7 protein-coding genes and 2 pseudogenes are annotated in these 21355 nt (G+C 63.3%); 3 read left to right on the top strand and 6 right to left on the bottom strand.

The features are described from left to right. From WAQ08_RS01020 to WAQ08_RS00995, 6 genes and pseudogenes are all read right to left on the bottom strand, one after another. A pseudogene (locus tag WAQ08_RS01020) lies at nt 1-183 on the bottom strand (IS5/IS1182 family transposase); the annotation flags it as partial. A 223-nt stretch (nt 184-406) separates the two neighbouring features. Then, the gene (locus tag WAQ08_RS01015) at nt 407-1432 is read right to left on the bottom strand and encodes a right-handed parallel beta-helix repeat-containing protein (protein WP_422188783.1); all 1026 of its coding nucleotides are present in this window, start codon (nt 1430-1432) and stop codon (nt 407-409) included. Continuing rightward, nucleotides 1416-2066, bottom strand: coding sequence for a hypothetical protein (locus WAQ08_RS01010; RefSeq protein WP_422188782.1), 651 nt, complete (start codon nt 2064-2066; stop codon nt 1416-1418). Before WAQ08_RS01010 ends, WAQ08_RS01015 begins: the two co-directional genes overlap by 17 nt. Nucleotides 2067-2316: 250 nt before the next feature. Continuing rightward, nucleotides 2317-3762 (bottom strand): annotated as a pseudogene (locus WAQ08_RS01005) (IS5 family transposase); the annotation flags it as partial. 152 nt (nt 3763-3914) lie between these two features. After that, nucleotides 3915-4352, bottom strand: coding sequence for a hypothetical protein (locus WAQ08_RS01000; RefSeq protein WP_422188781.1), 438 nt, complete (start codon nt 4350-4352; stop codon nt 3915-3917). A gap of 159 nt (nt 4353-4511) precedes the next feature. Then, a complete protein-coding gene (locus tag WAQ08_RS00995) occupies nt 4512-5294 on the bottom strand; it encodes a hypothetical protein (protein ID WP_422188780.1) in 783 nt (260 codons plus the stop codon). Between the two features lie 626 nt (nt 5295-5920). On the opposite strand from WAQ08_RS00995, the gene WAQ08_RS00990 reads away from it, so the two are divergent. The 3 genes from WAQ08_RS00990 (at nt 5921) to WAQ08_RS00980 (ending at nt 21347) form a co-directional block, all read left to right on the top strand. Beyond that, nucleotides 5921-6508, top strand: coding sequence for a POTRA domain-containing protein (locus WAQ08_RS00990; RefSeq protein ID WP_422188779.1), 588 nt, complete (start codon nt 5921-5923; stop codon nt 6506-6508). 16 nt (nt 6509-6524) lie between these two features. Beyond that, complete coding sequence (locus WAQ08_RS00985; RefSeq protein WP_422188778.1) at nt 6525-7607, top strand: ShlB/FhaC/HecB family hemolysin secretion/activation protein; 1083 nt, start codon at nt 6525-6527, stop codon at nt 7605-7607. Between the two features lie 72 nt (nt 7608-7679). Next, nucleotides 7680-21347 (top strand): filamentous hemagglutinin N-terminal domain-containing protein, encoded by a 13668-nt coding sequence (locus WAQ08_RS00980; RefSeq protein ID WP_422188777.1) that lies wholly within the window; start codon nt 7680-7682, stop codon nt 21345-21347. The last annotated feature ends 8 nt before the right edge of the window (nt 21348-21355 follow it).

The following is a 21355-nucleotide window of genomic DNA, read 5'->3' as shown; positions in this document are numbered from 1 at the left end:
GCCAAACAGATCGTCTTGTGCAACAGCACGACCCTCGCGCACCTGGCGGGCAAAGCGCGGCGCCAGCGCTGCCTCGATCTGCGCCCAGGGCAGCCGACTGGCCAGCACCGCCAGCGGGTGACGCAGGTCGATCATCTCGGCCAGCGGCTGGCGGAAGAAGTCGGCGCTGTCGGGCTGAGCCATCGGCAAAACTCCCAGAAATCAAATCGTGATGCAACGATTCTCGGGGGATCAGGCACCCAGCGGTACTGGCGCAAACCCAGTGTTCATGCGGGTTGGCGGGGTTTTGCAGGGCCGACTATCTATTTCGGCTTTACATGTAATAAACGTGCTTGCTCTCATGATTTATCCATATTTAATTCGAACGGCCTTTGTTGATTTGTTTCGCATTATTTAATGGAAATATTTATTTTAAAATAAATGCATCCAAATTAGATGCGAATTCATTGCCACGTTCGATTACAGCACTTTTTTTCTCAAATTCATTATAATTTGTTTTGTAAATCATCTTTGCGCCAACAATTTTATTGTTTTCGATTACAACATTTTTACTGGCGATGATATTGATTGCTGCATCGGTACTGCCTCCCCCGGTTTCAATGACGATGACATTATTTCGAATAATACTATTGTCAGCCATTTTTAATACTATTGGCGCACCTTGGCCCATTTCCGATTTGACAGTGATATGGTTGCCCTCGATAATTTGATTAGGCCCGGATAAGTCAATTCCAGTTGTGTGCCCATTGATTCTTATGCGACAATTTTTAATTGTATTGCCACCCCCGCGAATATTGACGGCTCGATAGAATGAATTTATAGTGAGATTTTCTATAAAATGCTTTGTTTGTGGGAATATTGTCTGGAGTTGTTTTTTTTGGGCGAGAAACTTTTTATAATCATCTTCATCTATGTATCTAAGTCTAGGGACTCTTTGGCTAGTTTTAAAAAACTCTTCTTTTGGCGTGGTTAGATCCCATTTGAAGGCATTAATGAATTGAATTCCCCAACTTGTTTTGCTTTCGATAATTCCATTACGGATGGCGATGTTTTTTATTAATTCATTTGCGTTGTTCCCTGCATCTATTGCCCACATGCCCGCAGTTTCAGCAATAATTTGATGTCCCTTTAAATCAAGGTTAACATCAGAGGTGCTTATCCATCCGATTGCTCCGCTTCTGTTTTTCTCACCACCTTCCGAAATTGCTAATATACGGCGCGCAATGATATTTTCCATTAAACAATATTGTCCTGGTTTTTCTATCCTAAAAGCATCATAGATATATGCAGCCGGATAGTTGCCGTCGCGCATACGTTCGATAGTGATACAGGAATTTGTTGGATTGCGAACTTCGGCGTTTACTTCGAAAATAAACATGATCGTTCCGAGAGGAATGGCCAATAATCTTAGGGCATTAATTATTGCTTGCATGGTATGGTGTTTTTGGCAAAATTGTCCCAGGATAATTTTCTTGATTTAAGCGTTTGCCGTCAACTGTACAAAGAAAACGATTACGGTTGCTGGCTGCTTCTTGAGATGTTCCGCTTGCGGAGGGCCCTTCCCCTCCGTTTATTGTGGACGTCAGAAAATCGATCGATGAACCGTTAGGTCGTGTGATATTCAAATCGCGAAGAGCTTTATTTGGAAGCTCTAACTTTTGCTTGAATTTAACCCCATTGTCATCTTTGTCATCTTGCTCACCGTTTTCCTGTATGGCATTGAATGCCTCCATGATGTCTTTGATTTGATCCCAGCTGGCTTTTGGATACTTGGAGAATTGCGACATCTTCAGGAAAACTTCTTCTTCCATTCGAAGAGTTCGGCTTTCGCGAACAGTCCAGTCGCCATTGCCCATAAAGTAAACTGGATTCAACAAGATTACATTGTTCTCGTTATATGTTTTGTCTGCTTCATGACCATAGGCGAGATGCCCAAGTCCCAAATTAATGTCAATTGGTTCGTTAGTCTTGTTTCGATGCCCAAAGGTGTCTTCAAAAGCATGTAAATATTCACCAAAAAACTGTAAGCTGGTACAGCGTGTGGGGGCTTTTTCCACGGAGTCCATAAGCCGACTCAGTTGCGGATTATCAGGGTTCTGAATGCGACGTTGAATATAATCTGAATCGCTTTCCGAGACAATTACGGATCCAGGGTCTGGGTAACCTGCTGTGATTGCGGCGGCGCGTTCTTCTGGAGTAGGGTTGTACGTTTTCTGTGCAGGATCGTGTCACACTTTGTGTGAAATGGTATTTGGCTAATCTAGTGTATTGCCATGAATCTGTTGATGTCACACTAGGTAGTCGGGCTTGCAAAATTCAATTTGAGGCCATCACTGCAAGATTGCGGGGCTGACGCAATGCTGAGACGAGCCATGCGGTCAGCACGGCCAGCGACGAGACAGACACAAAAAGGACCCGCAGGCCTTTGCGGGCGATGGCTCGGAGCAGCCATCGCAGGTTGTAGCCCGCTGCGCACAGCACGGCGTGCAGGGCGTCGCCCTCGGGCCCCTTGAGCCAACAGCGTTGCATGCCGTGGTCTTGCTTGACATGGCCGATCACCGGCTCGACCGCCTGGCGTCTCTTGAGCCATCGTCGCTGCTTGTCCGTCAGGCGCTTGGACTTGCCTCGGTGAATCAGCTCGATGGGGGCTATGTCGGCATCCGCCCCACGGTAGCCCAGGTCCACGATGGCCGTGGTGGGCTTGACATCGAGGTCTTGCAGCAGCGTGCTGGTCTGCTCCAGCTGTGCGGCCAGGGTGTGGCCGTCATACGGGTTGCCAGGGAAAATGCGAGCGCCCACGATCAGGCCCTGGCCGTGCGTAACGGCCAGGCTGGTCTTGACGCCGAACTCGTAGGGCTTGCGGGCCTTGCCCTTGCCGATGCACTCCCCCTCGGGGGCATGCAGCGCATAGAGCTTGCCGCGCCCGCTGGGATTGGCCTTGGCTGCAGTCTGCGCATGGATGCGCCCCACGCGATCAAGGAGCTCTTGCAGTGACTGCCTGGCCGCCTCGGCCAAGCCTTGCATCTTGCGCTGCACGTCGCGCATGAGCACACCCAGGATCGTGCGCTGACGACGCAGCACCTTGCGCAGGCGCTTGAACTGGCGGGCATGCGCGTAGCCTGCGGCCTTGCGCCGCAGCGTCTGACCCTCTCGCTCAAACGTCTGCTTGGGTGCCAGGCCCACCGCCTTGGCCATCTCGGCGAGCTGCCCTCGCGCCACCTCCAGCAGGCGGCTGTCGGTGGGGTGTGCGATGGCCTTCTCCTGCACCGTGGTGTCCACGATGACGCGCTCGAACTCGCTCTTCTTGACGGCCTGGATGCGCACCGCCGTCTCGATGGTGGTCTTGAGCAATTGCTCCACCCCGGCCTCGCCCAGCACTTTGCGAAAGCGTCCGATCTGGCTGGGGTCGCACGGCAGGCGGGGCTCGTAGTACTGCTGGCCGCTGAAGAACTGCCACACGCAGTTCTCGCTCCAGCGCTCGACCACGGACTCGTCGCTCTCGTTGAAGGCGTGCTTGAGGTACAGCAGGGCCACCATCAAACGGATCGGCAGGCGCGGACGGCCTGCGGCACTGAGCCCCCCGGCGACCACCACCGCAGTGGGGCCGAACATGTCAGCGTCCAGCTTCATGCTGCCCATGCGCGCCTTGCGCGCCAACAGCGGTGCCAGGGACTTCTCGATCTCGGGCCACGGCATGCGCGTGGCCAGCACCGCCAGCGGGTGGCGCAGATCGATCATGGCATCCAGCCGGGCGCGAAAAAGTCGGGCGTGCTCATCTGTTCAGGTCCTCAAAACTCCCAGAAACTGAGCGTCATTGCACACAAAACCGAGAGTTCTGACCAGCCCCAATTGCCCGATCTCACCTGTATCCATCGAGGTTGTGGCGGTTTTGCAAGGCCGACTCAGGCACTGTCTCAAGGCGACAAGGGCCATACTAGTTTGGGCGCCTTGGCATCGCTGTGCCATGACGTGATGGCCAAAGCATGGCAAGGCTCCTTGCAACGCACCCGACCGGCCGTGAATACCGAAGATCCGGCGGAAGCCTTGATCGATGCCTCGGTGACGGCCTTTCCCGCTACCTGGCGTTCCAGCGCATCCAGCCCCAGCAGCACGGCCTGGCGCGACATCTCCACATCCATCGCGCGGGGCAGATATTCCCGTGCCAGCGTTTCGGGGCTGGCCACGCTCAGCAGTATCCGGCCAATGGTGTTGCGAACGTGCAGGCCCATCCATGCCGTGTCCTCGCGCTGTGTGGCCAGTGCGCTCAGGTGTGCCAGTGCCTTGGCGGGCTCGCTGTTGTCAGTGGCTTGGGCGATGCCCTCAAAGCGTTCGCGCAGCAGGGAGCGGGTCATGTTGGGTAGCACCGGCATCAGGCGCGCAAAGGGCCCACCCCATCGTTTGGCGGTGCATCTCATGCCCTGAGGCATCGCGGCGGCCTTGTCGCACTTGACATTGGCCAGGGCATCGAGCGATTCGAACAGCTTGGAATCCCAGGCTGCGGCTTCGCTTGCCTACCATCGCTGTGCCACAGGTTGCCAGGGCAGTGGTGCGGCCATCTGCTGGCGGATGCGATCGCGCAGTGCAGGGAAGGCGCGGGCCGTGGCGAAGCCCTCCACATGCGCAGCCTGCAACCAGGCCGATGCGATGCTGCCGTTCACCAGCGAACGCGAGCCTTCGAACAGGCCCGTGTTCACACGCTGCATCGATGTCCATGCGCGCCAGGCTGCGTCGGCATCCTTATGGTGCCTGGCCAGTGCCAACTGTGCGATCCACAGTTGGTTGCAGGTGCGCAAGGCATGGCCGGGCATGGCCAAGGTCATCCAGTCACTCACCAGCGTGGAGGGCTCTTCGAATCCCTGCGATCGGGACAAGCGCTCGCAGGCCTGGGCCACGGGGGCGACTGCCTGAAGTGCCGCCGGCAACTGCCCGACACGTTGTGCCAGCAGCTCACCGCACTGTGTTGGAGGCTGACACGACAAGGGGCTGGATGATTCGATCTTGACCGCCTCGGGCATCTGATGGATCACGAACGTGTCGGGCAAGGCCAGCGCCTGCCTGCGCTCGGTATCCCAGTGTGTCCAACTGCGCAGGCCTTGAGCCTGTGTATCGTCCAGATGGTCAGCCTGCAGACCGATCAGGGCCAGCCAGCCATCGTGGCGTGTGCCCTGCACCAGCCCTTCGGGCTCGGGGGCCTGCTTGGCTGTCCAGGGGCGCAGGTCGCTGTCGATCACATTGAGCATGCACCAGGCAGACGTCAGGGCCAGCCCGATGCCGCCCAGCAGCGCGATCACCATGATCAGGCCTCGCTGACGGCGCCTCCCCTGCCTGAGATTCATTGTCATGGCCCTGTTCTGGCGGTGCTCGCGCACCGCTGAATGGGTGCGTGGCAAACCGCCTGAACTATAGCTTTTGGGACACGAGACAAGAGCTTTCTGCGGGGGGCTTGCCAAGGGGGAGATGCTGCTCAGGCCTGTAGCAACGAGGACTTGTATCTGGTGGGCCTTGTTACGCCTTGCGATTTCCGGTCGCGCCTTGGATTGCTTACAAAGTCCGGCGTCCGCCCGCCATAAATGTCACGTTTTTGACACTCAACCGGCGCGTGCTGAAACCCGATATGGACCGAATGCAGAACTTCTTATCAGGGCGCGCCGTGTGGTCCGTTCCGGTGGCTCGCCTGATGTCAATCAGGAACTGGCGGCAAGTTGTCCGCCCTTTCCGGTTATCACGATGCGGTGTCATTGGTTACGGTCGAGCACTGTGTTTGTCGTCCGCTGAAGCTGACGTCTCTGCATGTGTTTCGTTTGCGATGGGCGATGGCGCCGCATCGCCAGCCACCGCCTCCGGCCCGATGTCCATGATCCAGCCTACCGCCCTTCATTCCGCTTCCTCTACCCGCGCAACACGCCGCACCGCATCCCGCTTGCCTCGCCTGCACCGTACCTGCCTGCTCGTGGCAGCAGCCTGGGCCTGCAGCATGGCGGGCCTGGCCAGCGCGCAGACCGTGCCGGCGCAACTGCCGCCGGGCGCCGAGCCCGGCCGTGAGATGCCGCGCCCGGTGATGCCCCAGTCGTCCACCGCGTCGCCGCGTATCGAAGTGCCGCAAAGCCCTTCCGCCCAGGCCCCGGCAGGTGCGCAGGAGGCACGCTTCACCTTGAAGACCTTGGACATTGAGGGCGCGACGGCCTTCCCCGCGGATGATCTGCGCCAGCTTTATGCTGGCCTGCTTGGGCGCGAGGTGTCGGTGGCCGAGGTCTTCGCCGTGGCCAATGCGATCGAGCTGAAGTACCGCAATGCGGGCTATGTCACCTCACGCGTGATCGTGCCTCAGCAGGCGGTCGAGGATGGCCGATTCCGCCTCGTTGTGGTCGAAGGCTTCGTCGCCGATGTCCGTTACGAGGGCGACATCGGCCCTGCACGGGCGGCAGTCGAGCGCCTGGTCAATGGCCTGCGCGGTGTGAAGCCCATCGGTGTGGCCCAGATCGAGCGCAGCCTGCTGCTGCGCCAATGACCTGGCGGGCCTGACCGTGCGTGGCACGCTGGAGCCTTCGCCCAACGAGCGTGGCGGCTCCGTGCTGATCGTGCGCACCGAACGCCGAGCCACCGACGGGCAGGTGACGCTGGACAACCGCGCCTCGCCCTACCTGGGCCGAGGCCAGCTTCAGGTCAGCCATGCCTGGAATGCCGTGGGTGAACGCGCTGACCGCATCACCCTGAACGCCCGGACCTCGGTGCCCACGGGCCGCAGCATCGGCATCGGCGCAGGCTATGACGCGCTGATCGGTGCGAACGGCACCATGCTCAACCTGGCCCTGTCGCATGCACGCTCCAACCCTCGCCGTGAGCTCGAGCCGCTGGACGTGAAAAGCCGCGTGACGAGCGCGCTGGGCACGGTCACCATGCCGGTGATCCGCTCGCGCGAAGAGAACCTGCGCGTGTTCGGGCAGATGGAAGTGCGCGATATCGCCACCGACCTGAGCGGCATCGAGTTCACCCGCGACAAGCTGCGCATCGTGCGCGCCGGCGTCAGCTACGACCGCAGCGACCTGTGGGACGGCATCACCACGATGCGCGCCACGTTGCACCAGGGCCTGCACGGCCTGGGCGCTTCGGACAACGGTTCGCCCCTCGCATCGCGTGTCAACGGCCGCAGTGACTTCACCAAGCTCACCTTCGACCTCACGCGCCTGCAGCAGATCGCGCCGCGCCTGAGCGCCGTCGGCAGCTTCACCAGCCAGTTCTCGCGCCGCCCGTTGCTGGCCAGCGAAGAGATCGGCCTGGGTGGCGCCAGCTTCGGCCGCGCCTACGACGAAGCTGAGCTGTCCTCCGACAACGGCATCGCCGCGATGGTGGAGATGCGCTACGTGCCCAACGTGCGAGACAACACGCTGCAGCTGTACGGCTACATCGATGGTGGCCGTGTCTGGGCCGCCGCGGGCGGCAACGAGGTGACCCCCAGGAAGCTGACATCGTTCGGCGGCGGCATCCGCGCCAAGCTGAACGATCGCTTCTTCGCTTCTTTCGAGGTGGCCAAGCCGATGAACACCATCGTGCGCACGGAAGACAGCAAGGACCCCCGCGCCTTTGTCTCGCTGACCGCACTGTTCTGACCCGCCTGCCGCCGCCGCGGGTTGCCTTGGCACCCGCCTCTCTCCGCACATCGATTTTCTGAAAGCCGTCCCATGATCATTGGCCAACCTTCCCGCCAGGTGCTTCGCCGTGCCGCCATCCGTGCCCGTCGTCTCCAGCGCTCGCTGCGTCGCAAAGGCCACGGTATCCTGCTCACCAAGCTGGCGCTGGTCGTCGGCTGGACGATGGCAGGGCAGGTTGCGCTGGCCAACCCGACGGGTGGTCAGGTGGTCGCGGGTTCGGCCACCATCGTTGATGCGGGTGCCGGCACGCTGAACGTCCTGCAGCAAAGTGATCGCGGGATCATCAACTGGCGCAGCTTCAGCATCGGTGCGGGCGAGACGGTCAACTTCATCCAGCCGTCGGCGGGCAGCGTCACGCTCAACCGTGTGCTGGGCAATGACCCGTCGGCCATCTTCGGGCGCCTGAACGCCAATGGCACGGTGATGCTGGTCAACCCGAACGGCATCGTGTTCGGGGCGGGCTCACGCGTGGACGTGGGCGGTCTGGTCGCCACCACGGCGAACATCCGCGACAGCGATTTCATGGCGGGTCGTTACGACTTCAGCCAGGCTTCGGCGAACACGAATGCCATCGTGGAGAACCAGGGCCGCATCTCCATCCGCGACAGCGGCCTGGCCGCCCTGGTGGCGCCGCGCGTGCGCAACTCCGGTGTGATCGAGGCCCGCCTGGGCCGTGTCGCGCTGGGCGCAGCCAACACCTTCTCGCTTGATTTCCATGGCGATGGCCTGCTGAGTTTCGGCGCTGGTTCGGCCATCACCGAAACTGCGCCTGGCAGCGGCGCGCTGGTCACCAACAGCGGCGAGATCCGCGCCGATGGCGGCACCGTGCTGCTGACGGCCCGTGCCGTGAAGGGCGTGATCGACAACGTCATCAACACCGAAGGCCTGATCAGCGCGACCGCCGTGGCCAGCCAGGGCGGTCGCATCGTGCTGTCGGGTGGTGATGCAGGCACCGTCGCCATTGGCGGCCGCATCGACGTGTCGGCTGCTGGTGGTGGCCAGGGCGGCACCGTGATCGCCACCGGCGAGAAGGTGAACGTGGCCACGGGCGCCACCATCGACGCTTCGGGCCGCCACGGCGGCGGCGAGATCGCGCTGGGCAGCACCGGCCTGACCGATGCTGCCAATCCGTTCTCCAGCAAATCTCAGTCGGTGTCTGTCGCGGCGGGCGCTACGCTGAACGCTGATGCGACCGAGAGCGGCAAGGGCGGCAACGTCACGCTGTGGTCCACCGACACCACCGTGTTCAACGGCAAGATCAGCGCGCGTGGCGGTGCCCAGGGCGGCGACGGCGGTTTCGCCGAAGTCTCCAGCCAGAAGAACATCGGCATCACCGGTGATGTGGACCTGCGTGCCGACAAGGGCCAGACGGGCACTTTCCTCATCGACCCGACCGACCTGCGCATCACCGACACCAACTCGGGCGGCACGCAGGATGGCAATGCGGGCGATGGCAGCGTCAGCGCAGGGGATGCCAACCAGGGCGCTGGCAACACGCTGAACACCATCTCGCGCGGGCTGCTCGAAAGCCTGTCCGGCAACGCCAACATCGTGCTGCAGGCCACCGGCCAGATCACCATCGACGCGATGGCGGGCGGCGCGATCAATTTCGCCACCGTGGCCGGCCGTGGGGTCACGCTGCAGTCCACGCAGACAGGCGGCATCCGCTTTGTCGATGCGAACACCGAACTGCGCACGCAGGGCGGTTCAATCACACTCGAGGCCCTGGGCCTGGGCAGTTCCCTGAGCAACATCGGCCGCCTGACGAGCAATGGTGGTGCCGTGACCCTGCGCGCCACCGGCAACATCCAGATCGCAGGTGCCATCGACGCTGGCGCCGGTGCGGTGCAGATGGTGTCCACCGTCGGCTCGATCACCAATGCCGGCGCGACCGCGCCGACGGTCAGCGGCAGCTCGGTGTCGTTGACGGCTGGCGGCGGCCACATCGGTGCCGCAGGCAGCGCGATCAACACCCACACGGCCCGCCTGGCCGTTGAAGGCGGCGGTGACATCTTCGCGGCCAGCGACATGACGTTGACCGATCTGTCGGTCAATGCGCTGCATGTGGCACCGGGCGCGCGCACCTACCAGATCGATGCCAGCGGCCTGACCTTCACGATGGCCGACGGCAGCGTGCTCAGCGCGGCGACCATCGAGCAAGCGGGCTTGAACCTCACCCTGCTGTCCGACCGTTCGATCGAGCTCGGCACCCTGGATGTGGGCAGCGGTACGCTGACGGTCACGTCCACGGCGGGCAATCTGGTGGGTGCCGCCAACAACCTGAGCAGCGCGGCCTCGGTGGTGCTGACGGCGCGTGGCAGCAATGGCAACAACGGCGCCATCGGCACCAGCGAGCAAGCGATCAACACGGCCACGCCAACGGTGTCGGCCACCTCGGGTACGGGCGGGGCCTACCTGGCCAACACGGGCGCACTGAACCTGGCCCTGCTCAACAGTACCGGCAGCTCGGCCGTGTCGTCCACCGGCACGTTGACGGCAGGCAATGTCAGCACCGGCAGCGCGGCCTTGTCGCTGACATCTTCCGCGGGCAGCGTGGTCGACGATGGCAATGCCGCCACGCGCATCGCCGCCGGTTCGCTGACGGTCAATGCCGCGGGCGCCATTGGCTCCTCGGGCACCCGCCTGCAGACCAATGCGTCCACGCTGAACGCCAATGCCGCCTCGGGCGGCATCCACGCCAACACCACGGCCACCAGCTCCTACCTGGAGAGCATCGTGTCCGGCGATGGTGCGATCGACATCACGGTAGCTGGCGGTACCACCCTGGGTGCCGTCACCTCGACAACCAGCAGCCTGAACAACAGCATCACGATCGCCACCACCGGAACAGGCAATATGACGGTGGGCAATGTCGATGCGGGCAATGCCGGCAACGTGTCCTTGAGCACGACAAACGGCACCATCGCCAGCAGCTACGGCACCAACGTCAATGCCGACAAGATCATCGCGCGGGCAGGTGGCAGCGGCAACGCCAGCAACATCACACTGCGCAGTTCGGCGGCCCGCCTTGACCTGGAGAACGCGGGCAACATCACGGTCACCCAGGTCGGCAGCGTGACGCTGGACAACGTGGCCACCACGGGCAACAGTATCTCGGTGACCAGCAGCACCGGTGACATCACCATCGCCGACGTGCGCAGTTCGCTGACCGGCTCGACCACGCTGTCTGCCAACGGTGGCGCCATCATCGACGATGGCAACAGCAACACGCGCCTGATCACCGGTTCGGCCACCCTGAACGCGGCCCAGTCCATCGGTACCAGTGCCAACCCCATCCAGGCCAGCATCTACGGCCTGACGGTGAACAACACTGGCAACGTCTACCTGGTCAACACGGACAACACGCTGACCTCGCTGAGCGTGACCAACCGGCACGCGACGCCGGGCGTGGCCAACGTGCTGGAGATCACCTCGCCCTTCCTCACCTTCGATGTGACGGACGATGGCTCGCAGTACGCCATCAATCGCATCGTTGGTGTGCCGCTCAATTCGCTGCTCTTCAGCGGCGACCAGACCGCAGTGATCGGCCAGGTGCAGGCGGTCAATGGCTCGGTCAGCCTTATCGCCACGCAGGGTGACTTGGTGGAGGACGGCAACACGGACACCCGGGTCACGGGCAGTTCGGTGGTGCTGAGCGCTTATCAAGGCAATGTCGGCAGCGTCCTGGCACCCCTGGAGGTGAACACCAGCCAGTTGACCCTGGGCACGCGCGGTGATCTGTACGTCAACAGCATCGCAGATCTCTCGAACCTGACCATCAGCAGTTCGCACGCGGACAGCACGACCGCCTACGGTCTGGTCGTGAAGGCGCCGTCGCTGGCTTTCACCATCACCGATTCGGCCGCTGGCCACCACGTGCAGAACGTGGTCGATTCGAGTGGCTTGAGCTTTAGCTTCACGAGTGATCGCGACATCACGCTGGGCCAGGTCGATGTGAGCTACGGCGGCTCGGTGAGCTTCAATTCGACGGGCGGCAGCATCCTGGATGATGGCGACAAGACCACCCATGTGCTGGCCAACTCGACCATTCTCTACGGTCAAGTCATCGGCGCCAGCGGCAGCGATCACCTCGATGTGATCACGGGTTCGCTGTATGCCAGCGCCGATACGGGCGGTGTCTACATCGATCTGCCGACGGCCACTGGCGGCAGCTACACGAACACCCTGACCTTGACGGGCGTGTCCTCGGGTGGGCCGGTGCAGATTGCGCTCCAAGAGGGTGACATCGTGATCAGCGGTGACATCTATGCCTTCAACCAGGCCGTGAGCCTGACGTCCTACCGCGGCGCCATCCTCAACCCCAGTGGCACTGTGTATGTCGGCAACGGATCGCTCACGCTGAGCGCCGCGGGCAGCATCGGCAACAGCAGCCGCGCGTTGACCTTGTACGCCTATGGCGCAGAGCTGGATGCGCAGGCCGGCACGGGCATCACGGTGTCCAGCGACGGTTCGCTGATCCTGGGGACGGTGAACGCCACGCCAGGTGGTGCGGTGTCGATCACATCGACCAGCGGCTCGCTGCTGGACGATGGCGATGCCGCCACCGGCATCACCGGCAGCCAGGTGAACCTGAGTGCTGCCTACGGTGAGTTGGGCGGTAGCGGCACGGCCTTGAGTGTCGACACGACGCGCTTGAGCCTCACGGCCCAAGGCACCGTGGCCGTGAACAACGGCGCCACGCTGACCGAACTGAACCTGTCTCGCACCGGCGGATCGTATGGCACCGTCGACATCACGGCGGGTGCCGGTCAGACCTTCAACATCAGCGGCAGCAACGACAACCACACGCTCACGGAAGTGAGCAGCACGTCGCCGCTGGCCTTCGGCTTCAGTGGCACAGGCCTGGTGAGCGTGGGTACGATCGACGTCGGCACTGCTGGCAAGGCCTCGGTCACGAGCACCGGCGGCAGCATCGCCAACATCGACACCGATTCGTCCATCACCGCGGGCACGGTGGCCCTGGCCGCAGGCACGGGCGGATCGATCGGCACAAGCACCAGCGCGATCGATCTGCGTGGCACCACCGACCTGTCGCTGACGGCTGGCCGCAATGTCCATGTGGACACGGATGTGGCGCTGGCCAAGCTGGCGATCCAGAGCACCAACAGCACCACGGCCATTGGCACTGCCAGCCAGTTCGGCATCACCGCCGCGGGCCAGACCTTCGGCATCACCGACTCGGGCACCACACAGAGCCTGAACTTTGCCGGTACTTCGTTAGGCGACTTCAGCTTCATCAACAGCAAGAACATCGAGGTGGGCGCACTGGCGGCCACCGGCGGCATCACACTGAGCACCAGTGGCGGCGGCGTTAACAGCAACATCAGCAGCGACGCTGGCGCAGGCCGCATCTCGGCCAACAGCGTGACGCTGAACGCCGCATCGACCACCGCGGGTGGCGGCAACATCGGCACGGCCGGAAACTTTCTGCGTGTGGCGACACCGTCACTGACGCTCGTCGGCAGTGGCAACATGCTTGTTGCGGATTCGCAAAGCCTGTCGACGCTGGACATGATGGTGACGCACGGTAGAGTCAATACCACGTACAGCTATGCCATCTCGGCCAGCAACCTCACGAACTTCTCTCTGAACGACGGTGACATCCAGACCTTGAGCCTGACTGCCAGCACTGCGCTGGATTTCAGGTACAGCGCGGACCGGGCGCTTTGGACGAACACGATCACCACCGGTACGAACAGCACCGGGTCGGTGTCGCTGACCTCGCGCAGCGCACCCACCGGTACAGCGCCGCAGATCATCCGTGGCGGCGGCAATATCACGGCGGGCTCGGTCAGCCTGTCAGCCGTGGGCACCAACGGCTCCGTCAACGCGACCACCAACACGCGTCACCTCTCGGTCGCCTCGGGCGGCAACGTGAACGTGAGCAACGATGGCACCACGCTGCAATCGTTGAGTCTGGATCTGCAGCATCGAACCAGCGGATCTTCTACTCACAGCTACAGCATTGCCAATGCGGGTGGTGGCTTCACCTTCGATGTCAGCGACAACTCCAACACAGGCCTGATGCTGAACAATGTTGCCCAGGCTGGCATGGACCTGAGCATCAAGTCTGATCGCACGATCATCGTCAAAAACGTCAACGTTGGATCCGGCAGCGTGACGCTGAGCAGCACGAACAGCGCGGGCGTGGCGAATGGATCGATCCTGGGTGAGAGCAATGCCAGCGCTGGCAATCCAGCGATCACCGCTGGGCACCTGTTGCTCAACGCTGGCAGCGTGTACCGCTACCAGGATGGTTCGAACCCGCTGTACACCTCGGTCGACTCGCTCAGCAGCAAGATCACCAGTTCGCTGTATGTGTCGAACAACAAGTCGCTGACATTGCGTGACAACTCCGTGGGCAGCTCCGCTCACGTGAAAACCAGCGCCGGTTCCATCTTGCAGGGTGCCAATGCCCTGTTCGTGGCACCGAACCTCACGCTGACGTCCAATCAGGCCATCGGCGCCACAGGTGCGCCGAGCAACAGCGTGCAAACCGATGCGCGCCAACTGGTGCTCAGCGCGGGACGTGACATCGTCGTCAACAACGCGAGCGACCTGTTCAGCCTGGACATCACGTCGACCCACGCGGCTGTGGGCACCCAGAACACCGTGTCGGTGACGGCAGACCGGCTGGACCTGCTGGTGACGGACAGCATCGGTGGCAACCAGTACACGCTGGACCGCATCACCGATTTCAGCGGCATCAACTTCAGCCTGCGCACCGACGTGGACCTCGTTGTTGGCACCGCCGATGTGAAGGCGGGTCACCACCTGACGCTGGACAGCGCGGGCGTCAACACCTCGATCACCAACAACGGCAGCTCCACGCTGAAGGGCAACAGCATTACGCTGTCGGCCACCGGCTCCGTGGGTGCCACGGGCGATGACACCACGCGCATGCAGACCGATGCACGCTCGCTGACCGTGAACACCGGTGCCAACGCCTTCGTTGACAACGCGCGTGATCTGCTGGACCTGTCGTTCAGGAGTGCCCAGACGCCGAACGGCGTAGCGCCGACCTACAGCGTCACGGCACCGGAGCTGACCTTCGACATCACCAGCGATGGCTTTGACACGACGGTTAATCAGATCCATGACACGACGGGTCTCAACTTCGCGCTCAACACCAACCAGCGCCAGGTGATCGATGTCGTGGATGTGCAGAAGACTGGCACTGTCTCGCTGACCACCTACCGCGACCTGTTGGCCAGCAGCAACCCGAGCCATCACATCACGGCCGCCAACACCACGCTGGCGACCGCCAACTATGGCAGCGGCACGGGTGGCACCATCGGTGCCGCGGGCAACGAGATCCAGCTGTCGTCGCCGCTGCTGACGGTGAACTCGACAGGCTCGGTGTACATCGATTCGGACACGCACATCGACCGGCTGGCGATCAATGCGACGCACCCGGTCGCGACCACCGCCACCTACGCCATCCAGTCGGTGCCGGTGCTTGGCACCGCGCCCTACAGCTTGCTGAGCGGCACGGACAGTGACGCAGGTTCTGTGCTCACGAGCCTGAACGACACCCAAGGCCTGACCTTCTCGTTCGACAGCGACCGGGCCATTGCCGTGGGTGACCTGGACCTGGGCACCACGGGCTCGGTGGCGCTGAGCAACCGTGGCGGCAGCAACGGCATCATGGGTGACGGCGTCGCCGGCACGCAGATCCAGGCCGCCAGCCTGACGATGAGCAGCAGCGGCGGCGCCATCGGTGCAGCCGGTGCGGGCAACAGCATCGAGGCCACGGTGGCCTCGCTGAGCGCCACATCCAACGGTGGTGCGACCTACCTGAACCTGCATGGCCGTACCTCCGTCAGCGGCGTGAACGCCAATGGTGATGTGAACCTGGTCAACGACATTGGTGACATCGCACTGGGCAACATCGATGCCCGTGGCAACGCCGTCAACATCAACAACCTGGGCGGCTCGATCCTGAGCGGCTCGATCAGCCGAACCACGAACGTGTCCTTGACGGCCAATGGCTCGATCGGCAACCAGTCGGCCGTGACCTTGTCCGCCAGCGGTGGAACGACCACCTTGACGGCTTCGGCCGCAGCGGCCTATGGTGCAGCCGGCAGCATCAACATCAGCGAAAGCTATGCGCTGACGGCGGCCTCGGTGACGGCACCTGGGGCTGTGACACTGCAGGCGGGCAACAACCTGTCCGCCGGGGTGATCAGCAGCAACGATGCGGTGAAGCTGACGTCATCGAATGGCAGCATCACGGCCCTGAACGGCTCGAACCTCACCAGTGGGACCAGTGTGGCGATGACTGCCGCGTCCCACATCGGCGCCAATGGCGCACCGCTTCGAGTGTCGACGAAGAACCTTGCGCTGCAGAACGTCGGTGACCTCTACATCGAAGGACAACAGGATCTGGATTCGCTGTCCATCAACCGTGCCAACAACCTGGGTGCTACCAGCAGCAACGGTGTCTTCAACCTGAGCGCCAGCAACCTGACGTTCAGCGGTGCCGATACGGGCGGCATGAGCGTGCTCTCCAGCTTGGTCGATACCACCGGACTGGACTTCAGTTTCCGTGCCATCTCTCCCATCAGGGTCGGAGGGATCGATGTGGGCGCCGGTTCGGTCACGCTGTATTCCAGTGTGAGTGGTGGCAACGGCGCCATCACGGCCTTGAACGGTAGTTCGCGCATCACCGCGGGCAGCGCGTCGCTGACGGCCATTGGCACGGACAGTGTCATCGGCGCCAGCGGTCTGGCCTTGGGTTTAGCCGTGGGAACGCTGACCGCGAGCTCGGGGACCGGTGGCATCTACTTGACGCAGGCCGGGTCCTTGAACCTCAGCAACCTGAGCACCACAGGCAACCTGACGGTGACTGCCACCGCAGGCGACCTGACGCTGGGCACGATGAGCTACGGCGCGAACAGCGAGTTGCGCCTCACCGCCAGCGTGGGCAGCATCCTGGCTGGCAACGTCACCCTGAGCGGTACCGGCGCGAACTCGTCCATCTACCTGACCGCGGCCAACGGCATCGGCACGGAACTGGCGCCGATCATCGTCAATGGCAATGCTGGCAACAGTGTGAGCGCTACGGTCACCGGGGCTGGTTCGCTCTACCTCAGCAGCACCGGCTCTCTGGCAGGCGGCCTCACGACCTCGGTGGCCAACGGCTCGACCAATGTCACGGCGGCTGGCGACATCGTGCTGACCTCGATGACCTCGGGTACCGATGCGGTTGGCAATGACATCAATGTCACGGCCAGCGCGGGCAACATCACGGTCAAGAACGTATCGGCTGGTGCGGACGCACGCTACAGCGGCGTGAACCTGTCGGCCAACGCGGGCAGCATCCTGGCCGATGGCGCGGGCACGGTCACGGGCTACGACCTGAACCTGTTCGGTGCGAATGGTGTGGGTACCAACAGCAACCGTGTGGTCGTGAACGGCCAGCGCGTGTCGGTCACCACCAATGGCGGTGCGGCCTACCTGGGCACCAGCGGTGCGTCGGTGCTCACCAACGTGGCCACCAACGGCGGTGCCATCAATGTCAATACGGCGCATGACCTGCTGATCGCCAACGCCACGTCGGGCGGTGGTGCCATCACCATCAACGGCACGGCGGCGAATGTGGACCTGATCGCCGGCAACATCAACGCCGGTTCGGGCAATGTGTCGCTGATCTCGAACAGTGCCGGCGGCACCGTGCAGGACGATGGCTCTGTGCTCACACGCATCACCGGCAACACGGTGACGCTGCAGGGCGCCGGTGGCGTGGGCAGTGCCCTGATGGCCATGCAGACCACGGCCAGCACGCTGGCCCTGAGCGATGCGGCGGGCGGTGTCGGCATCTACGTGAACGACAACAACACCAACGGCCTGACCCTGAGTTCGGTGACCGCGGGCGGCGGTGCCATCGTCATCAATGCGGCGGGCCCGCTGACGGCCACCTCGGTGGCAGCCACGGCCGATTCGGTGGGCAACAACGTCACCCTGACCACCAGCAACGGTGGCATCACCGTCGGCAGCGTGTCGGCGGGTGCGAACAACGGCGCCGTGGTGCTGAACTCGGCCGGCGCCATCGTGGCCAGCGGTTCAGGCACGAACATCACGGCCCACTCGGCGCAGCTGACGGCCGATGGCAACATCGGCGTGGTCACCAACCTCGCCACCGGTGCCGGCACGCCGCTGCTCGTGAACGTGAGCCAACTCGACAGCTTGACGGCCACCGGCGCGAACCGCGTGGTCAGCATCAACAACGTCAACACCGGCACCTGGACGGTGGGTGCCGCTGGCCTGACCATGGGCACGGGCGGCTCGGCCTACCTGCGTTCCGCTGGCAACCTGGACGTGAGCGCTGCCACGCTGCCGCAAGGCGGCAACCTGCTGCTGAGCGCCGCAGGCACGCTGACGCTGCCCACGGCCGGCCTGAGTACCACCGGCGCACTGAGCCTGACGGGCGGCACCGACGTGGTGACCACTGCCAGCGGCGCCGCGGCCCGCGATTTGACGCTGAGCGGTGACACGGTCTACGTGCGCAGCGGCTCAGCCGGTGGCAACACCGTGCTGACGACCACCACGGACACCCTCGATGCGGCGCTGACGGGCGCTGGTGCGCTGACGGTGAACAACACCGGCACGCTGACGCAGACCACGCTGCAAACGAGCAACGGCAACATCACCGCCACCAGTTCCACAGGCATGACAGCCCAGAGCGTGGTGGCAGGCGGTGCCAATCGCACCGTCTCGCTCACGGCCACCACGGGTGACCTGACCACCAGCTTGGTGAACGCAGGCGCCAACGGCACGATCTCGTTGAACGCGGCCGCCGGCCAGCTCTTCACCGTGTCGTCGTCGCTGACTGCCAGCGAACTGAACCTCACCAGCGGCGCCGGCATCGGCAGCAGCACGTCGGCCTTCGACGCCACGGGCATGACGGTGAACGCCACGGTCACGGGTGTGGGCGACATCTACCTCACATCCACAGGTTTGCTGACCACCGGCACGCTCACCACGACCGATGGCAGCATCGATGTGGCCACCACGGGCAACCTCAACGCCAGCGGCGCCATCACGGCAGGTCAGGGCGGCGATGTGTCGCTGGCCTCGGGCAACGGCACCGTGACGGTGACGCAGGCCTTCACCAGCCAGGGCAACCTGACGGTCGAGGGCCAGCAGATCGTGCTCAACGGCGGCAGTGTCAACACCAGTGGCACGCAGCACTACACCGGTGCGGTGGTCCTGGGCGCCGACACCACGCTCATGGCCAGCGCGCTGACTGTGGACGGCACCGTCAACGGGGCACAGGCCCTGACGGTGAACGCCAACACGGGTGATGTGGCCTTCAATGACGCGGTGGGCGGCACGACACGCCTGGGTGCCCTGGTGGTCAATACCGCGGGTGAAACCAAGTTCGGCGCGGTGCGCGCGGCCTCGGTGTTGACGGACGACCCGGGCACGGTGGTGCTGACGGGTGATGTGAACACCACCGGCACGCAGACCTACGGTGAGCTCGTGACCCTGGCGGCCAACGTCACGCTGACCGGTGCCACGGTCTCCATGGCCAATGGCGTGGACGCCAGCACGGATGGTGGCCAGAGCCTCACGGTGCAGGGCAATGCGGTGCTGGGCAACGTGGGCGACAACTACGCCCTGTCGAGCCTGACGGTCAACGGTGCGAGCACCCTGAGCGGCCCCGCGGTCAACACCACCGGTGCCCAAAACTACAACGGCGCACTCACGCTGGATGCGGATGTGGTGCTGGAGGGCGGTTCGCTGGCCTTCAATGGCACGGTCGATGGCGCCCATGCGCTGACGGTGAACGCCGGCAGCGGCGATGTGGCCTTTGATTACGCCGTGGGCGGTACGACACGCCTGGGCGCGCTGACGGTCAATACCTCCGGCGAGACCCGCTTCACGTCGGTGCGCGCGGCCTCGGTGACGACGGACGGCCCGGGCACGGTCGTGCTGGCTGGCAATGTGAACACCACAGGCACGCAGACCTACGGTGAACTGGTGACCCTGGCGGCCAACGTCACGCTGACCGGCACAACAGTGTCGCTGGCCGGTGGCGTGGACGCCAGCATGGCGGGTGGCCAGAGCCTGACGGTCCAGGGCGATGCGGTGCTGGGCACCGTGGGTGACAACTATGCGCTGTCGAGCCTGACGGTCAACGGTGCGAGCACCTTGAACGGTGCTGTGGCCACCACAGGCGGCCAGACCTACGACGGGGCGATCACGCTGGGTGCAGACATCACCCTGAGCGGCGACACCCTGGTGTTCAACGGCACCATCGACGGTGCGTATGCGTTGACTGTGGAGGCTGGCAGCAGCGACGTGGTGATCGACCATGCCGTGGGCGGCACCACCCGCCTGGGCGCGCTGACGATCAACACCGCCGGTGAAACCCGTCTGAACGCGGCGGTCCACGCGGCCTCGATCGAGACCGATACGGCAGGCACGGTGGTGCTGGCCAACACGGTCAATACCACGGGCACGCAGACCTATGGCGAGCGTGTGACGCTGGCCGCCAACGTGACGCTGACCGGCTCCACGGTGTCCCTGCTCAATGGGGTGGATGCCACCACGGCCGGCGGCGAGAGCCTGGCCATCCAGGGCAATGCGGTCCTGGGTGATGTGGGCGGCACGCAGGCGCTGTCGTCGCTGAATGTGAGCGGCATCACCACACTGGAAGGCACCTCGGTGTCGACCACCGGCAGCCAGACCTACAGCGGTGCACTGACACTCGCTGACGACGCAACCCTGCACAGCACGGACGGTTCGCTGGTGTTCGGCAGCACCGTCGACGGCCCTGCCAGCAACACGTTGACCTTGCGCGCAGACGTGGGCGACATCGATGCCGCAGGCGCAGTGCGCATCGGCAACCTGGTGAGCAGCGCCGATGGCGGCACAACACGCTTCCGCGGCACGCTGACGGCCGAGGACATCGGTGGCCTGCAGCTGTCGGGCATGGGCTTCGTGTTCGAGGGCGCCGTGGCGGCCAGCACGGGCGCCCTCTCGATCGCCAACACCAGCGCCTCGGGCACCACGAGCTTCACGCCGGGCGCCACGGTGCAGGCCGCGACCGGCTTCACACAGACGGGCGGCGCGGCGGTCTACCTGCCCGCCACCGTGCGCGTGACCAGTGGCCCCATCAGCCTGGAGGCGCCGGCCTACCTGCCTGGCGGTTCAGCCGAACTGAGCACCAACGGTGACATCACCTTGACCGGCCTGATCGGCCGCAACACCTCGCTGGTCATGACAGCCGGCCCCACGGGTGTGTTGACGATCGGCCGAGATGATGCCGTGGCCGAGCACAAGCTCGACCTGGGGCGCCTGCGGGTCTCGTCGGCTGTCTCGGCGCAGATGTTCGGCCGCATCGGCGGGCGCACCGGTGCCATGGCCGCGGCCGACATCGCCGGTGGCCTGGTCAATGCGCCGTACTACATGAACGGCACGCCCTGGGGCCCGATCGACCTGATCGGCTCGCTGGCGGCATCGACCCTGCCGGGCAACGTGATCCCGAGCATGCCGCGCGTGGGCGCGCTGTTCACGGGCAACTTCTCGACGACCGGCCTGTCGCCGGACGCGCTGGGTGTGTTCAAGGATCCGGTGGTGCTGACGGTGGCCTCCGTCAATTTGCAGAACAATGGCGTGTTGGCGCCCATCACCGACGAGCGCGATGCCGCCGAGCCGGCTGTGCGTTGAAGGCGCCT

It is taken from the genome of Aquabacterium sp. (genome assembly GCF_049274795.1).
Lineage (GTDB): Bacteria > Pseudomonadota > Gammaproteobacteria > Burkholderiales > Burkholderiaceae_C > Aquabacterium.
The sequence above is the reverse complement of the archived record's forward strand: the minus strand, read 5'-3'. Positions and strand labels throughout refer to the sequence as shown.